General features: G+C 49.8%; 20 protein-coding genes and 2 tRNA genes. 12 read left to right on the forward strand and 10 right to left on the reverse strand.

Features of this window, described 5'->3' with window-relative positions:
• On the forward strand, window positions 1–217 hold a 217-nt coding region (locus LC073_RS17155), incomplete at its 5' end, for an integrase core domain-containing protein (protein ID WP_226648544.1).
• A 68-nt stretch (window positions 218–285) separates the two neighbouring features.
• Here LC073_RS17155 and LC073_RS17160 read toward each other — a convergent pair.
• The 5 genes from LC073_RS17160 to LC073_RS17180 form a co-directional block, all read right to left on the reverse strand.
• Window positions 286–759: a hypothetical protein gene (locus LC073_RS17160; RefSeq protein ID WP_226648545.1), complete on the reverse strand. Its 474-nt coding sequence runs from the start codon at window positions 757–759 to the stop codon at window positions 286–288.
• Window positions 760–845: 86 nt separating this feature from the next.
• Window positions 846–1,205, reverse strand: a complete 360-nt coding sequence (locus tag LC073_RS17165; protein WP_226648546.1) for a hypothetical protein — start codon at window positions 1,203–1,205, stop codon at window positions 846–848.
• Window positions 1,206–1,278: 73 nt separating this feature from the next.
• Window positions 1,279–1,719: an acetyltransferase gene (locus LC073_RS17170; RefSeq protein ID WP_226648547.1), complete on the reverse strand. Its 441-nt coding sequence runs from the start codon at window positions 1,717–1,719 to the stop codon at window positions 1,279–1,281.
• A gap of 454 nt (window positions 1,720–2,173) precedes the next feature.
• Window positions 2,174–2,527 carry a hypothetical protein gene (locus LC073_RS17175; protein ID WP_226648548.1) on the reverse strand — a complete coding sequence of 118 codons (354 nt, stop codon included), beginning with the start codon at window positions 2,525–2,527 and terminating at the stop codon, window positions 2,174–2,176.
• A gap of 143 nt (window positions 2,528–2,670) precedes the next feature.
• On the reverse strand, window positions 2,671–2,982 hold the full coding sequence (locus tag LC073_RS17180; protein ID WP_226648549.1) for a hypothetical protein: 312 nt from the start codon (window positions 2,980–2,982) through the stop codon (window positions 2,671–2,673).
• A gap of 212 nt (window positions 2,983–3,194) precedes the next feature.
• Between LC073_RS17180 and LC073_RS17185 the strand changes: the two genes are divergently transcribed.
• Window positions 3,195–3,380, forward strand: coding sequence for a hypothetical protein (locus tag LC073_RS17185; RefSeq protein ID WP_226648550.1), 186 nt, complete (start codon window positions 3,195–3,197; stop codon window positions 3,378–3,380).
• Window positions 3,381–3,516: 136 nt separating this feature from the next.
• On the opposite strand, the gene LC073_RS17190 is transcribed toward LC073_RS17185, so the two are convergent.
• The 4 genes from LC073_RS17190 to LC073_RS17205 all read right to left on the reverse strand — a co-directional run bounded on the left by LC073_RS17190 (window position 3,517) and on the right by LC073_RS17205 (window position 8,111).
• On the reverse strand, window positions 3,517–3,789 hold the full coding sequence (locus LC073_RS17190) for a hypothetical protein (protein WP_226648551.1): 273 nt from the start codon (window positions 3,787–3,789) through the stop codon (window positions 3,517–3,519).
• Window positions 3,790–4,861: 1,072 nt separating this feature from the next.
• Window positions 4,862–6,568, reverse strand: a complete 1,707-nt coding sequence (locus LC073_RS17195) for a SulP family inorganic anion transporter (protein WP_226648552.1) — start codon at window positions 6,566–6,568, stop codon at window positions 4,862–4,864.
• A gap of 185 nt (window positions 6,569–6,753) precedes the next feature.
• Window positions 6,754–7,167 (reverse strand): TIGR01244 family sulfur transferase, encoded by a 414-nt coding sequence (locus tag LC073_RS17200; RefSeq protein ID WP_226648553.1) that lies wholly within the window; start codon window positions 7,165–7,167, stop codon window positions 6,754–6,756.
• 65 nt (window positions 7,168–7,232) lie between these two features.
• Window positions 7,233–8,111: an MBL fold metallo-hydrolase gene (locus tag LC073_RS17205; protein ID WP_226648554.1), complete on the reverse strand. Its 879-nt coding sequence runs from the start codon at window positions 8,109–8,111 to the stop codon at window positions 7,233–7,235.
• A 96-nt stretch (window positions 8,112–8,207) separates the two neighbouring features.
• On the opposite strand from LC073_RS17205, the gene LC073_RS17210 reads away from it, so the two are divergent.
• From LC073_RS17210 to LC073_RS17250, 9 genes are all read left to right on the forward strand, one after another.
• Window positions 8,208–8,522: an ArsR/SmtB family transcription factor gene (locus tag LC073_RS17210; protein WP_226648555.1), complete on the forward strand. Its 315-nt coding sequence runs from the start codon at window positions 8,208–8,210 to the stop codon at window positions 8,520–8,522.
• A gap of 4 nt (window positions 8,523–8,526) precedes the next feature.
• Entirely contained in the window at window positions 8,527–8,958 is a 432-nt protein-coding gene (locus LC073_RS17215) for a YeeE/YedE family protein (protein ID WP_226648556.1), read from the forward strand.
• A gap of 14 nt (window positions 8,959–8,972) precedes the next feature.
• Window positions 8,973–9,404 (forward strand): YeeE/YedE family protein, encoded by a 432-nt coding sequence (locus tag LC073_RS17220; protein ID WP_226648557.1) that lies wholly within the window; start codon window positions 8,973–8,975, stop codon window positions 9,402–9,404.
• Between the two features lie 56 nt (window positions 9,405–9,460).
• Complete coding sequence (locus LC073_RS17225) at window positions 9,461–11,278, forward strand: SulP family inorganic anion transporter (RefSeq protein WP_226648558.1); 1,818 nt, start codon at window positions 9,461–9,463, stop codon at window positions 11,276–11,278.
• Between the two features lie 72 nt (window positions 11,279–11,350).
• Window positions 11,351–13,570, forward strand: coding sequence for an ATP-dependent helicase (locus LC073_RS17230; protein ID WP_226648559.1), 2,220 nt, complete (start codon window positions 11,351–11,353; stop codon window positions 13,568–13,570).
• A 107-nt stretch (window positions 13,571–13,677) separates the two neighbouring features.
• Window positions 13,678–13,754 (forward strand) — tRNA-Arg (locus LC073_RS17235).
• 1,256 nt (window positions 13,755–15,010) lie between these two features.
• On the forward strand, window positions 15,011–15,295 hold the full coding sequence (locus tag LC073_RS17240; protein WP_226648560.1) for a hypothetical protein: 285 nt from the start codon (window positions 15,011–15,013) through the stop codon (window positions 15,293–15,295).
• Between the two features lie 115 nt (window positions 15,296–15,410).
• Window positions 15,411–15,791, forward strand: coding sequence for a hypothetical protein (locus tag LC073_RS17245; protein ID WP_226648561.1), 381 nt, complete (start codon window positions 15,411–15,413; stop codon window positions 15,789–15,791).
• A 244-nt stretch (window positions 15,792–16,035) separates the two neighbouring features.
• On the forward strand, window positions 16,036–16,341 hold the full coding sequence (locus tag LC073_RS17250; RefSeq protein WP_226648562.1) for an NIPSNAP family protein: 306 nt from the start codon (window positions 16,036–16,038) through the stop codon (window positions 16,339–16,341).
• Window positions 16,342–16,672: 331 nt separating this feature from the next.
• On the opposite strand, the gene LC073_RS17255 is transcribed toward LC073_RS17250, so the two are convergent.
• Window positions 16,673–17,080, reverse strand: coding sequence for a GFA family protein (locus LC073_RS17255; protein WP_226648563.1), 408 nt, complete (start codon window positions 17,078–17,080; stop codon window positions 16,673–16,675).
• A 261-nt stretch (window positions 17,081–17,341) separates the two neighbouring features.
• Here LC073_RS17255 and LC073_RS17260 point away from each other — a divergent pair.
• A tRNA-Arg gene (locus LC073_RS17260) sits at window positions 17,342–17,418 on the forward strand.
• Window positions 17,419–17,484: the final 66 nt, after the last annotated feature.

Consider the following 17,484-nt stretch of genomic DNA (forward strand, 5'->3'; position numbering starts at 1 on the left):
GGTGTGTTCAATGAGCCGTAAGGGAAATTGTTGGGACAACGCACCGACTGAACGTTTCTTCAGCAGCCTGAAGCGGGAATGGTTAACAGGAAATCTCTATCCGACAAGAGAGGATGCGACAGTAGATGTAAGAGCCTATATTGCTTATTACAACTCACGCAGAATACATACAACACTGGGGGACATAGCCCCTATCGAATTTGAGAAATATGCTTAAAGAAGTGTCCGGTTGGAGTTGACCACAACAAATGGCTTAAATACTTGACAGGGGACCATAGTCACTTGTTAGGCATTTTTAATCTCCAAACTCGGAAGCTTTACTTTTGGTATCGGCTGACCCGGCCTCCAACCAGGAGGTAAACTCGGGCCTCTGAGCTGGAACGGTTCTTTTGGAAAGGTGCTTTCTATAAATCGCTTATTTGTAATATTTTCACTAGGACACACTTCGATGACTAAATGCGTAGCTGTTACTGCAAAAGGAGAAATATGTATCCACTCTGGGTACCAACCTTTTTCATTTAGAAGTGTATCAATCACTTTCTCAGACTCTACAAACAATCTAGTATTAGGCAGCTTAACTTTACCCAGCCCAGGCTCCCACTCCTGATCATCAGTATCAAAAACGCGATAAAACAAAAGCTTATCTGGAAGTGGACCGATGCACGACTCTTCATTACATCTTTTTACGCAGCGGGCGACCTCTTCTAGAAACATTTCTAGAAAAGCTTCCTTCGTAAACGTTTCTTCAATTAGTTTCATAGCTTTACGCCTAACGCCGCCATAAAACGCGCGACGCAAGGAGCGTCGTAGGCCGCGCATTTTGCGGCCGATTTTTAATGGCCTTGTTATAACTTTTGTGGGTTAGAAAACACACAATAGAACACCCCAGACAAAATACCCCAAAGAGCACCTGCCAACAAAAAGGCTAAAGGTAAACCAGTGGGTAACAAAACAAGTAAAGCTATACCGCCACCTATGGAACCAACTACCGGCACTTTGAATATATTACGCTTAGCTAGCTGTGGATGAATGAACAGTGCTGCTAATAAAGACAGCAATAGGGCTACCGGAAACCCTAGCGCTACGACAGCGAAATGGATATCACTGCTGTCTGCCGGGCTAATTCCAGCAATCAAATAGCCTGCCAAGACTGTAATAAGCCCTCCTGCTACAGGCGCCAATACTATTGCAGCTTCACGTTTCATACTGAGTTATAACGCCGCAAGCAAAGGCGAGCGCTAGCGAGTCCAGCCCGCAGGGCGATTTTGCCTTGCTTTGTTAATTTTTGCCTAGTTCCATGTGCAACAGGGGATATGGCTTGCCTTGACCGTCTAGTGGAGAACGACCGACAATATTGAAGCCCAAATGCTCATAGAAGCCTAATGCTTGCTTATTTTGTTCGTTGACATCCACCTTGGTAGCGCCTTGATTTTTGATGGCGTGTTCCATTAGTTGAGCACCCACGCCTTTTCCTCTAGATTCTGGTGAGATGAAAAGCATTTCGATATTTCCTTCATGAACGCCGCAGAATCCATGAATTTTTCCATCATCATCTTTGGCACATTTCAAATCTACAGCATCGAAATATTGTTCTAAGATCAAAGACTTTAAAGTGATTATGTCTTCTTCCTGAAGAAAATCATGGGTAGCCCGAACTGAGGACTCCCAGATTTCTATCAGAGTTTCATAATCTTTCTTTTCTGATTTCTCAATTTTCATAACTTAACTCGAATAAGAAATTTAACGTTGCCAGCAAGGGCAGCCGAAGCGAAGCGTAGGCTGTCCAGCCCAGCCTCCGGCTGGGCGATCTTGCCTGGCCTAGTTATAGCTGGCGCGCTCTGAACGACCTACTTGCTCTCTGCCAGCCACCTTTGGCTGGCCACTGCCCGATAAATTTACAGGGAAAAATACCATACTTTCCCTACCGATTAACTAACTTACTGGCACTCAAAGATGGCGCGGCTGGCTTGCAAGGCCTGCTGACTTAAAACGAAGGCACTTGAATGAAACTGCGGTACCAGGTGGTAGAAAAACTCTTTGAAAAAGTGTGCCCAGTTAGAAATCGATGCTTGTAGCAACTACAAACTATCTAAAAATTGACCGCCACAATAACGCTGCCATAACCGGCAGCCGGAGCGCAGCGTAGGCTGTCCGGCGCCGCTAGGCGCGAAGTTCATGGCCTTGTTAGAGTTTGCTCAAACTCTATTCGTACTTTGTCTCCAGAAACTAGAGGGAAATTCGATTCCATATGGGTTTCAATGTAATTTCCATTTCGAATCACTTTCAAAATGACCCTTTTAGTCCGATGCTTCTTCTTTGAAAGCATGTGATTATATAAAAGGCCAATCTCTTCATGGCTCAGAAATTCCATTTTGACGTTGTACTTCTGACAATATTGATCCACTGCCTCTGAAAGAGTGCACGGTTCAACAGAAAAAGGACGTTTTGGAAAATCTCTTTGAGTCCGGCCATTATAAAAATCAATCTCTGACCAGTTTTGGTTGGCCGGCCCTTCAATTTCTATCATGTTGAACTCTAACGCCGCCAGCAGGGGCAGCTTACCTTGTGCGCGTTTTGCGCGAAAATTGGAGCGCAGCGACCGCGCAAAACGTGCACAAGGTAAGCTGTCCCGCGGAGGGCCGAAGGCCCGGAGCAAATTGCCTGGCCTTGTTAAGCTTCTTTGATCTGGTGGACCGAATCACACCAAATCTCCCCCCAACCTTCATCCAGGTAATCAATTTTTACATTGCCATACTCTTTTTGAGAGTCGGTATCTTTAGAGACGATTAGATGCTCTACGTCCATTAATCTTGAGAGGTTATCTATACTTTTTGGTGCTTCGAAGTACAGATTGACCTTTTTATTTTCGCTCTCAGTCTGAACACTAAAAGATAGTGGCCCCTCTCCGCCTTTGCGCTCAATGGAAACACGAGTAACTACCCACCCTGCACCAAACTCATAGAGCTTTTGTTCCTGGCTCATATCGTTCCCACGGAATACTTAACGTTGCCAACAGGGGCAGCCGGAGCGTTTGCGTGCGAAGCGCGCCGCGTAGGCTGTCCAGCCTAGCCCCACAGGGGCTGGGCGAGCCTGCTTGGCCTAGTTATGGGGCCCCATTGTGTAATAAGTAACCCTGAATTATCCCATAAAATAACACGCCCACCACAACACTACTTGGGACATAGTAACGAGCGTTGTTTACCGGTAAAGCCGCCGTCAATAATGCTGAACAAACTGCTGAAACCATAGCAACACCAAACCAATTTCCCTTTAACTCTGGTGAAACTGCCCAAAGTACATATGCCATGGGAATCAAGCTTGAAGCAAAAAGACAAACCATGAATTTCCAAAGATATACACTTAATTTTTGGTCTTTGTGAATTTGGCTCAATTTCTAGCCCTATAACGCCTACAGCAGGGGCAGCCGAAGCGTAGCGTAGGCTGTCCCTCCCAGAACCCGTAGGGGGCTGGGACTTGCTGCCTGTGTTTGTTATGGATGATTAGCATCATGATAACTCAATCATCCCAGGTAAAACCAGCTTCACTCAAGCGGTGCCTAACCTTGCTAACTTTTAATTCATCAGACTTACCAGATGATTGCGATTTATCAATATCTCTAGTTAGGTCAAAATAGTTCGTTCCTAGAAACTCTGAAAGTAAAGTGGCTAGGTTCCTATTTGAGTACTCACCGTATAGAGTGTCTATCAAAGGAAAGTACTCGTCATCCGTAATCCCATTTGGAAAAGCTGATTGTAATGCCTTTAAGTCATTCTTAATAAATTCTTCCATCACTAAATAGCCATAACGCCCGCAACAGGGGCGACCAATGCTATGCACGTTTTGTGCGAAACTGGGAGCGCAGCGACCCGCACAAAACGTGCATAGCGTTGGGCGTCCCGCGGAGGCCCGAAGGGCCGGAGCATTCTGCTTGCGCTTGTTATGAGCGCTTACGAAGTGCACCTTTTACTCCACCTATTTTTATGGGGCCAAACCTTCTGAATATCTGGTCCACCAGCAGTGGCAGCACGATAAAGATAACGAAAACGGCAAACCAGCTAAAGAAAAAAAACAGGTAAAAGAACGCTGCAGTCCCAATTGCCGATGCAACTATTGTCTCTATGAGATTTGCCCACCAAGTTTGATGAAAAATAGAGACGCATTCCGAGCATACATAGTTGTTACTAAGAATCGGAACACTGAGGCTCTTTTTGGAGCAGTTTGGGCATTTCCTTTTAAGCATGCTCGATTAGCTCATAACAGTGTATTCAAAAGCAGCTGCAATATATCACCCTGCAACATATCCCAAGATCAAAAAACCACCAAATCCAGAAAAAGGCTTACAAATCAAGGGGTTAGAAATATCTGACATAGATACACTCAAGTGGATATATTGCGGCTGCATTATATCTTGTTATTTTGTTGCTTTTGATCACTGTTGTAAATCATTAAAAATCAATAAGTTAACGCTAATCTTACCGCGGATATGTGCACCTGCTTGCGATCTTAGATATCGGCAATAGTTAACGGCAGTAAATTCCGTACATAAAATGGCAAAGGAAACCAACACTTATGAGACTTTTGCAAGTGGATTTAGCCTTGAATGCATAAGTTGGCTGGAATATTTTCGCTATATCCGATCGCTTCTAGGAAGGTCGCTTTAAGCTCCAGGCACAGCTAGATGGAAGAAGTGTCCTAGCCGCCCATAAGGCCTAGCTTGATCTTCTCAGCCGATTTGGTGGAAGGTTCTGGCCACACTGCCATTCAACGGCGTATTCGTGCTGCGATCTTAGTGAGTAACTCAATGACTTGTACCGCTTGTAGACCGCAAACCTTACATTCCTCAACGCAATGAGGTTTTGCCCTAGGCCAGCTGCACAAACGCCTGATACTGACTCAAAAATACCCTCCCAGACAACTTCTGCAAAAAACTACTTTTCTCCAAACAATCCATCACTGGCCCTTTCACTTCGGAGAGATGGAAGCAAACCCCTCTATCAGCCAGATTCGCATTCATGGACTCCAAAACTTCTAATGCACTCCAGTCAATCTCATTCACTGCACTACACATCAGAATGACATGCTTCACCTGTGAGCTATTAGCTAGGCCGCTATAGATACGCTCTTCCAGTACACCGATATTAGAGAAAATCAAGCGGCCATCTACTCGGAAGGTGAGAATCTCGGGAACAGTTTTTACCTGGTGTCGGTGAATATTGCGGAAATGCTCAGTGCCCTCCACCAGGCCCACTTCGGCGATATGGGGCTTGGAGGCTCGATAGATAAATAATAATAGGGATGCGGCAACACCACAGGCAACGCCGGGCTCGACACCCATTAATAGGGTAACGGCGATTGTCAGGGTAACGGCAATAAAATCTGCCTTGGCAAAGTGCCAGGTTTTACGCAGGATGGAGAAATCCACCAGGGAGAGAACCGCAACAATGATGGTGGCGGCCAGGGTGGTTTTCGGTAGGTAATAAAGAAAAGGGGTCAAAAAGAGCGCGGCTAAGGCGATGCCTATGGCGGTAAACAGGCTGGCAAATTGTGTCTGCGCACCTGCAGCATCATTCACTACCGAGCGGGAAAAGCCGCCACTCACCGGGAAACCACCAGAAAGGCCGGAGCTGATATTGGCCATGCCCAGGGCAACCAACTCCTGATTACTATCCACTCTTTGTCGGCGCTTGGCTGCAAGGGTTTTGGCCACTGATATGGATTCTACATAGCCAATAATGGCGATCATTAGTGCAGGAACAAGTAAAGATTGCAGTAGCGGCAGTGTTAGCTTTGGCAGTGATAGCGGTGGTAAACCGGCGGGGATAACGCCTACCAGTGCCACCTGGTGAGCTTCAAAATTTAGGACAGCGGATAAGGCAATGGTTGCCAGCACGCCCACTACTGGGGCCGCTCTGGCAAACAGTTCGGCATTATTGCGAGATAAGCCCATTTTCTCCAGCCATTTTGCAGCAAAGGCTCTGGCCCAATAGAGAAAAACCACCACCCCCACTCCAGTGATCAAGGCGAGGCTATTGGTGCTTTGTAGGTTCTGCCATAGCGATAGCAGTAACTCCGGTGCAGTATCACCATGGGCGGCCACCCCCAATAAATGCCGCAGCTGGCTGAGTGCAATCAATAATGCGGAAGCAGTAATAAAACCCGAGATCACTGGGTGAGAAAGAAAATTCGCCAGCATGCCGAGTCGCAAAGTGCCCAGCAGAAAAAGTATTCCTCCGGAGAGCAACGCCAGGGCGGCGGCTGCACTCAGGTAATCTACCTCACCAGTAGCGGTGACCTCTCCCAGGGCGGCGGCACTCATCAGTGAGATCACCGCGACCGGCCCCACAGATAGAGTACTGCTAGAGCCGAAAATACCGTAGACCACCAGCGGCACCATGCTGGCATAGAGGCCGACTTCCGCCGGCAGCCCCGCTAACAGGGCATAGGCAAGGGATTGGGGAATCAACAGTACCGTGACAATTGCGGCGGCGAGCAGATCGCGGTTTAAGGTGCGGCGGTTATAGGATTGAAAAGTAGTGAAGATGGGAAACCATCGGGAGAGTTTCTGCATAACCATGGTTTACCTTCCGCTTTTTCTCTTCACGTCGTCAGTTTCATCCGTATTGTCAGGGCATATGTCAGGCATATAACTGCGGCACCCTCTAACAATGCATAACGGTGCCGCAATCTTTGGTATGTATAAGCCAGCCATTAAAGCGCCTTAATTAGGTGCTCGATTAATTAGGGCTCGATAAGTTAGGAATCGATAGCAACCAATGCGGCGCTGACATCAAAACCTGCTGCCTGAGCCTGGCTATGCAATTGTTTTTTATCGGCACCCATTAAAATTTTGGCCCCGGCCCAAACCTGGCTGGAACGATTACCGGTGCGGCAAAATGCATGAATTTTTTCACCGCTCTGCAATACATTGCGAAAGGCCTCGCAGTCCTCCCGGGTCATTCGCCCACGGGTAAAAGGAATCGCAATAAAGCGTAGGCCGGCATCCTGAGCGGCCCGCTCCATAGCTTCGTAACTGGGGTGTACGTCACTCTCCCCTTCCGGGCAGTTGCACACCACCACTTGCACACCACTCTGTGCCAACGGTGCCATCTCTTCACAGGTAATATGTTCAGAAACGCTCACTTGTTCATCTAATTTTTTAATATTCATCGTCGCCTCGTTGTGACTGCGGCCCCAGCTAAACATGGCTGCAGAGTTCGGTTTACTTGGATTTTTTACAGCTGATTTAGCGGCACTTTTAAATAGACTGTGCCGTTGGATTCTGCCGGAGGAAACTGACCGGCACGAATATTGACCTGCACTGAGGGGATAATCAGCCGCGGCATGGGCAGGCTGGCATCGCGTTTTTTACGGATTGCCACAAACTCGCTTTCGCTAATGCCATCACGCAGGTGGATGTTTTCCCTTCGCTGGGCCCCCACGGTGGTTTCACACTCGTGCTCCCGCTGGCCCTGCGGTGGGTAGTCGTGACACATGAACATGCGGGTTTCGTCCGGCAGGGATAATATTTTTTTCACCGACAAATACAGTTGTGCAGCATCACCTCCGGGGAAATCACAACGGGCACTGCCCACATCGGGCATAAACAGGGTATCTCCTACAAACAGGGCATCGCCGATCAACCAGGCCATATCCGCGGGGGTATGGCCGGGGCTATAAATCACCCGCGCCTCCAACTCTCCCACCTGAAAATTTTCACCGTCTTTGAACAGGTGATCAAACTGGCTGCCATCGGCAAGAAACTCCCGCTCCAAGTTAAAAACCTCGCGAAAAATCTTCTGCACCTGGCAAATCTGCTCGCCGATGGCGATGCGCCCACCCAACTGCTCTCGAAGGAAAGGCGCCGCAGAGAGGTGGTCGGCATGGGCGTGGGTTTCCAATATCCACTCCAGAGCGAGGTTCTTTTCCCGGATAAACGCCACTATTTCTTGCGCACCCTTGTTGCTGGTACGCCCGGATGCCGCGTCAAAGTCAAGCACGGCATCCACCACTGCGGCCGAGCCACCGTCCCTGTCGTATACCACATAGCTCCAGGTTTCGGTCTCCCTATCGAGGAACGGCCGCACCTGAGTGCTTTGCTTTACCTGCGGCATTTTTTGCCCTCCAAATTCACTACCCGATCAATATACATTTTGATAATATGTAAAACAATATATTATTAACTTGTAGATTGTTGCCAGGCCAAATTTATGCCCGACACCACAAACCTCGACTTAAACAAGATGCGCGACTCCGCCGGCCAGGCCGCGGCCATGCTCCGCTCCTTGGCCAATCAAGACCGACTGCTACTGCTGTGCCAACTCAGCCAGGAAGAACTAAATGTAGGCGAACTTGAGGAGCGCCTGGGTCTTCGCCAGCCCAGCCTCTCCCAACAGTTGGGTGTTCTACGCCGCGAGGGGTTGGTGGATACCCGCCGGGAGGGTAAACATGTTTACTACCGGGTAGCAGACTCACGGGTTCTGGCACTTCTACAAACTCTTTATCAACTCTACTGCGCGGAGTAACCCCATGACCATCGATTGGACTGCCTTCACCCCGGTCACGGCACTCGCTGGCGGCGCCCTTATCGGGCTCGCCAGCGTCCTATTACTGATCTTTAATGGCCGCATTGCCGGCATCTCTGGTGTTTTAGGCGGCCTGCTGGAAGGCAGCTCCGGTATCGGCTGGCGCCTGGCTTTTATTATCGGCCTACTGGCCGCACCGCTGGCTTGGCAACTCTTTGCCCCCCTCCCCCCCATCAAAATTGAGGCGGGCTACCCCACCCTGATCGCCGCCGGCCTGCTGGTGGGCTTCGGCACCCGTTTGGGCTCCGGCTGCACCAGCGGTCACGGGGTCTGTGGCCTGTCCCGCCTCTCACCCCGCTCACTGGTCGCCACGCTGGTCTTTATGGCGGCGGGCTTTGCCACTGTTTATGTTGTGCGCCACCTGCTGGCCGTTTGAACGAGGATCGAATCATGAAAACCACTGTGACTGCGTTGCTGGCGGGCTTGATCTTCGGACTGGGCTTGCTGTTATCCGGTATGGCTAACCCGGAAAAGGTATTGGGCTTTTTAGATATTGCCGGCGCCTGGGACCCTTCCCTGGCACTGGTTATGGCGGGCGCCATCGCCGTCAGTCTGCCCGCCTTTCAATTATTTAAAGGGCGCAAAGAATCCTTACTGAAAGAAACCTTACAGTTGCCAACCAATACCCATATTGATCGCCGCCTGGTGATAGGCGGCCTGATGTTTGGTATCGGTTGGGGGCTGGCGGGCTTCTGCCCTGGTCCCGCCCTTGTGGCGAGCGGTGCCGGACTGGAAAAAGCACTGATATTTACTCTAGCCATGCTGGCCGGCATGGGCATTTTCAGGCTGAGCGCCCATAAGATGATCCCGGCGCGAGGGTAAGGCGGGCACCTGGGTGCGGTTGGCACTGATAACCAGCGCCGCCGCAGCGGTCTATCTTGTTGAATCAAGATATCGCCACGACGACTAAGAAGAAAACGGCTAATCAACAGAAGCAAAATATGCGTGTGCAGCAACTGATTCCCCTCTGGCTAAAACGCTACCAACCCAGGTGGCTGATAGGGGATGCCGTGGCTGCAATCCTCGCCAGTATGATGTTGATTCCCCAGGCTCTGGCCTATGCGGCACTGGCCGGCCTACCGCCCTACTTGGGACTTTACGCGGGTCTGCTGCCTCTGGTGGGCTATGCCCTGTTCGGCTCCAGCTCGGTACTCTCTGTAGGGCCCGTGGCAATATTGGCCCTGATGACCGCCTCCGCGCTTGCCCCCATCGCCACACCCGGCAGCGCCGAATATATTAATGGGGCCATACTGCTGGCCCTACTCAGTGGAATAATGCTGCTATTGATGGGCTTCCTAGGCCTTGGCAGCCTCTCCAATCTACTGAGCCTGCCGGTGGTCAATGGCTTTGTCTCCGGTGCGGCAGTGTTGATCATCGCGGGGCAAATAGCTCCGCTACTCGGCATTAAAAGCGAGGGGCACACAGCCCTGGAAATTTTGCTAAGCACGATTGATAACGGCCCATTTAGCGATCCGGATGCAGCCATAATGGGGCTGATTGCCCTATCCAGCCTGATTATCGCGCGCCTCGGACTTCCCTTATTACTGCGCACCCTGGGTGTTGAAGCCACACGGGCAAAATTGCTGTCGCGCCTGGCCCCCATGCTGATAGTGCTCCTCTCCATCGCCCTCACCGCTATCTTCCACTGGGAGCTGGATTTGCCCGTAGTGGGCGAAATTCCCGCGGGTCTACCAGACTTCACCCTACCAGTTTTTAACCCCTCCATGATTTACGAGCTGTTGCTGCCGGCACTGATTATCGCCCTGCTCGGCTTTGTCGAGAGCCTCTCAGTGGCCCATACCATCGCCCTTCGACGGGGGGAAAAGCTCGATGCCAATGCGGAATTGCGCGGCCTCGGTACCGCCAATCTTCTCAGTGCCTTTTCCGGAGGGTTTGCGGTAACCGGCAGCTTTGCACGCACCGCGGTGAACGATGAAGCGGGGGCAAAATCACCGCTAAGTGGCATTATCGCCGCAGTGTTGATAGCCCTGGTACTGCTCTATGCCACCAAGGTGTTTACCGAACTGCCGGTGTGTGTGCTGGCCGCAACCATTATTGTGGCGGCAGCCAACCTGATTGACCTGCGCGCGCTGGCACGACACTGGCACTACGACCGCACCGATGGCCTGGCCATGGGCGGCACCCTACTAGGCGTCATACTGTTTGGCGTGGAGGCGGGCATCGGCCTGGGCGTGGGGCTCTCTTTCGCCACCCTGATTTGGCGCGCCAGCCGGCCTCATATCGCCGTGGTGGGGCGTGTTCCTGGCACCGAGCACTTCCGCAATGTGCTGCGCTATACGGTAAAAACCCAGCCGGACATTCTCTTCCTACGCATTGATGAAAATTTGTTTTTCAGCAATATCAGCGCGGTAGAAGACCGCCTGTTTGCAGAGGTGAAACGGCAAAAGAGCCTGCACGACCTGGTGCTGATTCTCTCTTCGGTCAACCGCATCGACAGCACCGCCACCGAGCGCCTGCAGCAGGTCAACCAAGACCTGCTGGAGCGCAATATCCGCCTGCACTTAGCAGAAGTTAAGGGCCCTGTACTGGACCGGCTGGGACGCTCCAAGCTGCTGCAAGAATTAACCGGCCGGGTATTTCTCTCTGCCTATATCGCCGAACTGGCCCTGCGCCATCACAATATCAGTGATGATGATCAACCCAGCGCTCCGCCCTCCCCCGCCGATCCCACTTGACCCGTCACTTGGTTAACTTGTCTGCCAGCGCCAATTACTGGCAAAATATCCAGTATTTGGGCGAAGGACACCATGGCTGGCGATACACTGACACAGGAACAGCGGGCCATTGCGGATCACTCCGGCGGTCACGCCAAGATTATTGCCGTGGCCGGTTCCGGCAAAACCACCGCCCTGCTGCACTATGTAAAAAATCGCCTGGATGCCGGCATCCCCGCCGCCCAGCTGCTGGTATTGATGTACAACCGCAGCGCGCGGGAGGATTTCGAGCGCCGCATGGGTCAGCTGGGCAGTAACCACGCCCCTGCAGTGCACACCTTTCACAGCGTCGGCTACCGCCTGTACCAGCGCATGATCGCCAACGGCCATATCGCCGCAGCCAACCTCAGCCCCCTGCCACAATCCAGCGTACAGCTGCAAATCTGGAAAGCCATCGAGGAGTGTGCTCCCACCCATGAGCTAGAGGAAATTCGCGAGCGCAAGCAGTCGGAAATCGAGGCCGCAGAATTTTTTATCGACTACAGCAAAACCCTTCTCTGCGGTGAACACAGTGCGCTCAAGGAACTAAAACTCGGCGACGAATACAGTTATTTTTTACAGGTATTTCGCACCTTCGAAGACTGGCGTCGAAGCAAGGCAACCGTAACCTATGCCGACCTGATCTACGAACCGGCGAAATTACTCCATGAAAAACCGGAGTTGGCACAACAATACGGCGGAAATTATGAAGATATTCTGGTGGACGAGTACCAGGACATCAATGAGATACAGCACTTCCTGTTGCGAGTACTGCACGGAGGCAATGGCAATGTGATCGCCATTGGCGATCCCGACCAAACCATTTATGAGTGGCGCGGCTCCAAGCCGGAATTCCTGCTCAAATTATTCGACCAGGATTTTCCGCCGTCTTACATTTATCACCTGAGCCGTACTTTCCGCTACGGGCACCAGCTGTCCCTGGCCGCCAACCACTTTATTGAGAACAACCGCGACCGCGCCGAGATTTTTTGTGTCTCCGCCGATGGCGAGCGGCAAACCCCCATCGAACTTGTGAGCACCGATAAAGAGGGGCGCTGGCTGGTAGAACACCTGCGCCGCTGCCAAAAGCAGGGCCAATCTTTGGCGGGTATCGCCATACTGGTACGCCTCTGGTCTATTGCCGCTCCGCTGGAACTGGCGCTGCTGGCCAACAGCATTCCCTACCGCTCCGCCAGCCGTAACACGGTGCTGTCGCGCCGTGAACTGCGGCCGCTGTTCTGGAGCCTAAATATCGCCTCGGGACGTTTTAGCGAACTCCCACCCAAGCGGCGCCAGCAAGGATTATACGAATGGCTCACCGCGCCACATGTGCGCATCCCGCGCAAAGTACTCGAACCTCTCTGTGCCGCCCTCGCCACTCGGGAGAAAGGCTGGGGCAAACAACTGCTAGCGCAACTGCCTGAGCCCCTGAGCAAACCCCAAGCCAAACGCCTGCGCCAACGAGCGGAGCTTTTGATACAGATAGAGAGCTGGCGCGGCCACGCCGGCGAGCTGTTGCGCCGACATATTGGTGAGCTAGAGCTTCTCAGCGGTATTGCCGAAGACGCCTTCACCCGCCAGCAGGGTGAGGAGAGGCAACAGACTATTCTGGCCTTCTGCCAATACCTGGATACCCTTAAGCAACCTCCGGCAGAAGCCTTGGCGCACCTGCAGGAATTACAGCGGCAACACCGCGAGGGCGAGCAGACTGCGGCGGAGGCCATCCAGATCACCACCATGCACCAAGCCAAAGGGCTGGAGTGGGACCAGGTCATTATTCCCACCCTCACCCAGCACAATATGCCCTACCAGTCCCAGCGGGATTTCAGCACCCCCGCCTCCCTGGAGAGTGAGCGTCGCCTGATGTACGTGGCCATGACACGGGCAAAGTCCAAACTGTTTCTGCTGGCCCCCACCGAGGAAGCCAAGCGCAAAGACCCCGAGGCCGCACAGCCCTCGTTATTTATCGACGAAATGCGATTGCCCCTCAGCCAGCTGATGGCGCAATGCCTGCGCGAACGCCCCGAACATATCCATACCGATATCCCGGTCTCCCGCCAAGCCCTGCGCTACCTAGAGGCCTGCGACTACAACCCAACACTCAGCGCACCCGCCGCCCCCATACGCAAGCCCACCCAAGGCGAGGCCTTACGCCACAACAAGCTGGGCCAGGGACGCGTTTTAAAGTGGGAGGATCAGCGTGTGGAGGTGCAGTTCAGTGATGGCAAAACGCGACGCTTCGACTGGGACACCCTGGCCCGCTATTTGGTGTAGCGCTTGGCAAGGTCAGAATGTATGGGGTAAGACAATGATTTGTAACGATTTTTTTAAGAAAACAGTTGACTTGGGTAAAGCGTCTCTATAATATCCGCACCCGTAACGCGCTCGTAGCTCAGCTGGATAGAGTACCTGGCTACGAACCAGGCGGTCGGAGGTTCGAATCCTCCCGAGCGCGCCATACAAGAAAAAGGCTTATGTCTCGCGACATAGGCCCTTTTTGTTTTGCGGCACCCAATAAATAACGAGTTAGCCACCCGCAAGTTGAATCCCACAAACCTTCACCACCACCATAAATCGCTACACTCAGATAGCCTTAGCCAGCTCATAGAAAACGCCCACTGTCACCCCGATCTAGTCATCACCAATTAGCCACAGGCTCTCAGTAACTTCAGGTAGATACCTCTCCTTATATCTGCATCTGTCTGAACCAGAAAGATTATGACAACCTTAAAGCACCAGAGTCCCCCTCTATAAATTCACACTTACATGTGAAGTAAGCTGTGAAACTCCAATGCAACCTACCTCCAAGATAACTTACCCTTAGTGGCCCACCACAGTCATTCACAGGAGCGGCACTCAGAACAGGCCACTCACTGGAAAATCTGCGCTTCAAGAACCTCCGCTGCCCACTTTTCACTCATCTTTAATACATGCAAGGGGCCCTTACAGTAGATGGGTGCAGATTTAGGGGTATAGATTCATTTCTAAGCCACCCACGAGCCGTAAGCTAAAGAGGTTTTAATATCCAAGTCTTGCTCTATCTATCAGAATCCAAGAGCAGCCTCCTCTATTTCTAGAAGAAAATTGATGATTCTTTGATTAATAAAGGCTTCCCAAAAAGACATAGAGCAGAGAAAATAATGAATTATAAAGAAGCTACTCTATATCTTCCTTTGAACACCTGTGCCAACAAAAGATAACTTTGATCTTCAGAGTCTTTTTTTGTTTGCTGCAAACCTGGAAGCGCTTTCGAATTATAGAGAAGAGTGATACAGAGACCCCTCTTTTGAATGAACTGTGATGTGCTGCACTTAAAGGTTGAATGCAGGTAATGAAGATTTATGGATATACGAAAAACACATTGCGAAAGAATCCGTCAGAACTGTCTGAGGCCACGCTCTCAGCAAACCCGGTAGAGCTTCGCGAACTTGCGGATTTTCTAGAAAAGTGCGCAACCGAAATAGAACAGCAGGGCTCAAATTGGGAGCATGAGCATTTTCGAAGCGATGACAATAATCTTGATACACTATCGCTCATTATATTTAATTCAGGTGCCGAGCAGTAATTCATACACATAACAAGGGTTTCCAGTCGACACCCAAAGCTGCATGTTTTTTGTGCAAGGTCGAAAAGTTCCCATTCTTGTCCAAACCGCGCTCCCCTTCGGGCGCACCTGAACCCGGTTGATGAATTATCAACTGATCTGAGATGTATATGAAGAAAGTATTTTTTGCACTACTCCTATTATCATTATTTGGCTGCGCTACTCCCAAAGGCCCTTTTGAACGACTCACTAAAGCCGGGGAGTATGAGGTGAAGGCGGATGAAGCTAGAGAGATGAATAGATATTCCGAAGCGCAAAACTATGAAAAAAAAGCAAAAGCACTTAGGCATGAAAAACCCTTTAAGAAAGAAGATGTAGCGTTAGATGCATTTGAAGTGCTCGTAAATTGGATTTTTGGCAAGGAGACAAAAGAGGAAAATCTTGGATGGCAGTAAGATTCACAACAAAGACACTCAGCAATAACCACAAAAAAAACAAGCGTGGCTGGGACGCCCAGCCTCCCCTACGCTTCAACGCCTCCCGCTAACGGCATTAACTTATGGGAAACATATGAGCATAATTTCATCTTTCTATATTTTCCCATCAAAGCTTCAAGACAAACTTCTTGAGTCTGCAAAGGTAAAGATAAACGTAGAGAAAAAACTATTTGGTTTAATCAAATGTAAAACCAAAGATTTCTCAGGTTTTGACAAGTTCCTCTCTGAATATACAAATGAGCAAGAAGCTTATCCCATGAATGGATCAATCATGGTAGACCTTCTAGCTACTATGGAAGATGAAGGGCATAAAATTTTTGAGTATTCCCTAGAAAAATCCAATAAATTAGGCGACTTAGTTCAGTCATCAACTGCTCTATTTGACACAAAAGGTGCAAATAAATTTATATCTTCATTGAAGAACCATGAAATAAATATTGATACAATTAAATAACAATATAATGAATACAATATAGATTATTCAGAGATTGATCTTGATGACACATTTCAGAAAACAAAGAAACACCTTATAACCTGGCTTAAATCAATAAAAGACAATGAGACTGGACTGCTTATACTCGGCTAACAAACCAATGACCCACGTTTTTTTGATACCTGACAGCTTATACTTCACTGCGCTTTAGCAGTGAGCTATTGAAGAGCTATGCATTTCTAAAATTCAAGATAGGAAAAATTAAATGGTAACCTGCTATTTGAGATATGTGATAGATCCATACAAACTCGAAGAGTTCGAGAAATACGCAAAAATGTGGATTCCTCTCGTTAACAAGTTTGGCGGTGAACACAATGGCTATTTCTTGCCATCTGAAGGTGCTAACAATATTGCTTTGGCATTATTCACTTTTCCCAGCCTCGCGGACTATGAGAGGTATCGGCAAGATTCATTCAAAGATGCTGATTGCAAAGCTGCTTTCCAGTATGCGAAGGACACAAAGTGTATTCTTAACTATGACCGCAGTTTCTTTAAGCCAATTTTTGAATAGCAAGTATATGTACAACAAGATGCGCAACCGAACTACAGCATTTGTCACCTCTATTCTTGAAAAAAGTGACAATCACCTCCGGCACCTGCGCATGATGTCACAAGAAAAAAGGCATAATGGATGAAGTGCGGGCAGTAAAATCCAGCGAAGCTATTACGGCAGGAGACCTATACTTTATTGAAAGTATAGAAAAAGGTAAGCGATCAAGGCCAACTTTTGAGGAGGGCTTCCCAGTAGCATACCCAAATCGCTTTTTATGCCATGCCGCTAGCAGAGCTCGACAGCAAAGAGCTCTAAGTGTGATTGCTTTGCAGCCTTAATTGATTGCTCTCTATGGTTGTGTGTCGTAAACCATTACCCCTTCTGGTATTTCATACCAATCTTGTTTTTCACTAACCCAAACATGGATAGCCGGCTTTATAACGCTGGTATCTGCTAGCGTTGAGGGTTTCAGCATAATATGCTGTGAATTGCTTGGGTTGTAATGGTATATATGGTTGGCGCACACTGGACAAAATTTTGCCGTACTGGTGTTCCCACTTTTGGCTAGTCTGCTCCACTCTTTTAATTCGCCATGAATTTCAATGGCATTTGACTCGATCATTGCCGTTAAACTAAAAGCACTCGTTGAAAGCTTCTGACATTGGGTACAGTGACAAGCTGCAACCGCTATTGGTGGCTTTCTAAGCTTGTATGTAACTTGACCACATTGGCATGATCCATCTACTGGATATTCCATTTCATTCTCTCTCGATAGTTCTTTTGTAACTCACGTTTCGCAGACACTAAAACGTATAACCTCAACTCGCGCATTGTGACATACTCCTCCCGGTCGGTCTGTGAGTTGTCCCCCCAATTACTTTCAGCCTCTTTGGTATTTGATATAGGGCTACCACTCCCCTCCCCCTTATAGTGATCAATATTTAGCCTTGAGCACTCTTTTTAATAAAAGTACTTGACGCGCCATGAGTAAATCTATATTGTCCGCACCCTCAACGACGCGCTCGTAGCTCAGCTGGATAGAGTACCTGGCTACGAACCAGGCGGTCGGAGGTTCGAATCCTCCCGAGCGCGCCATTTCTAAAGGGCTTGTATCTCCGGATACAAGCCCTTTTTTTATCCCTCCAAGCCTTTCCTGCCAAT

The sequence above is a fragment of the Microbulbifer variabilis genome, from assembly GCF_020524905.1.
GTDB classification, from domain to species: domain Bacteria; phylum Pseudomonadota; class Gammaproteobacteria; order Pseudomonadales; family Cellvibrionaceae; genus Microbulbifer; species Microbulbifer variabilis_A.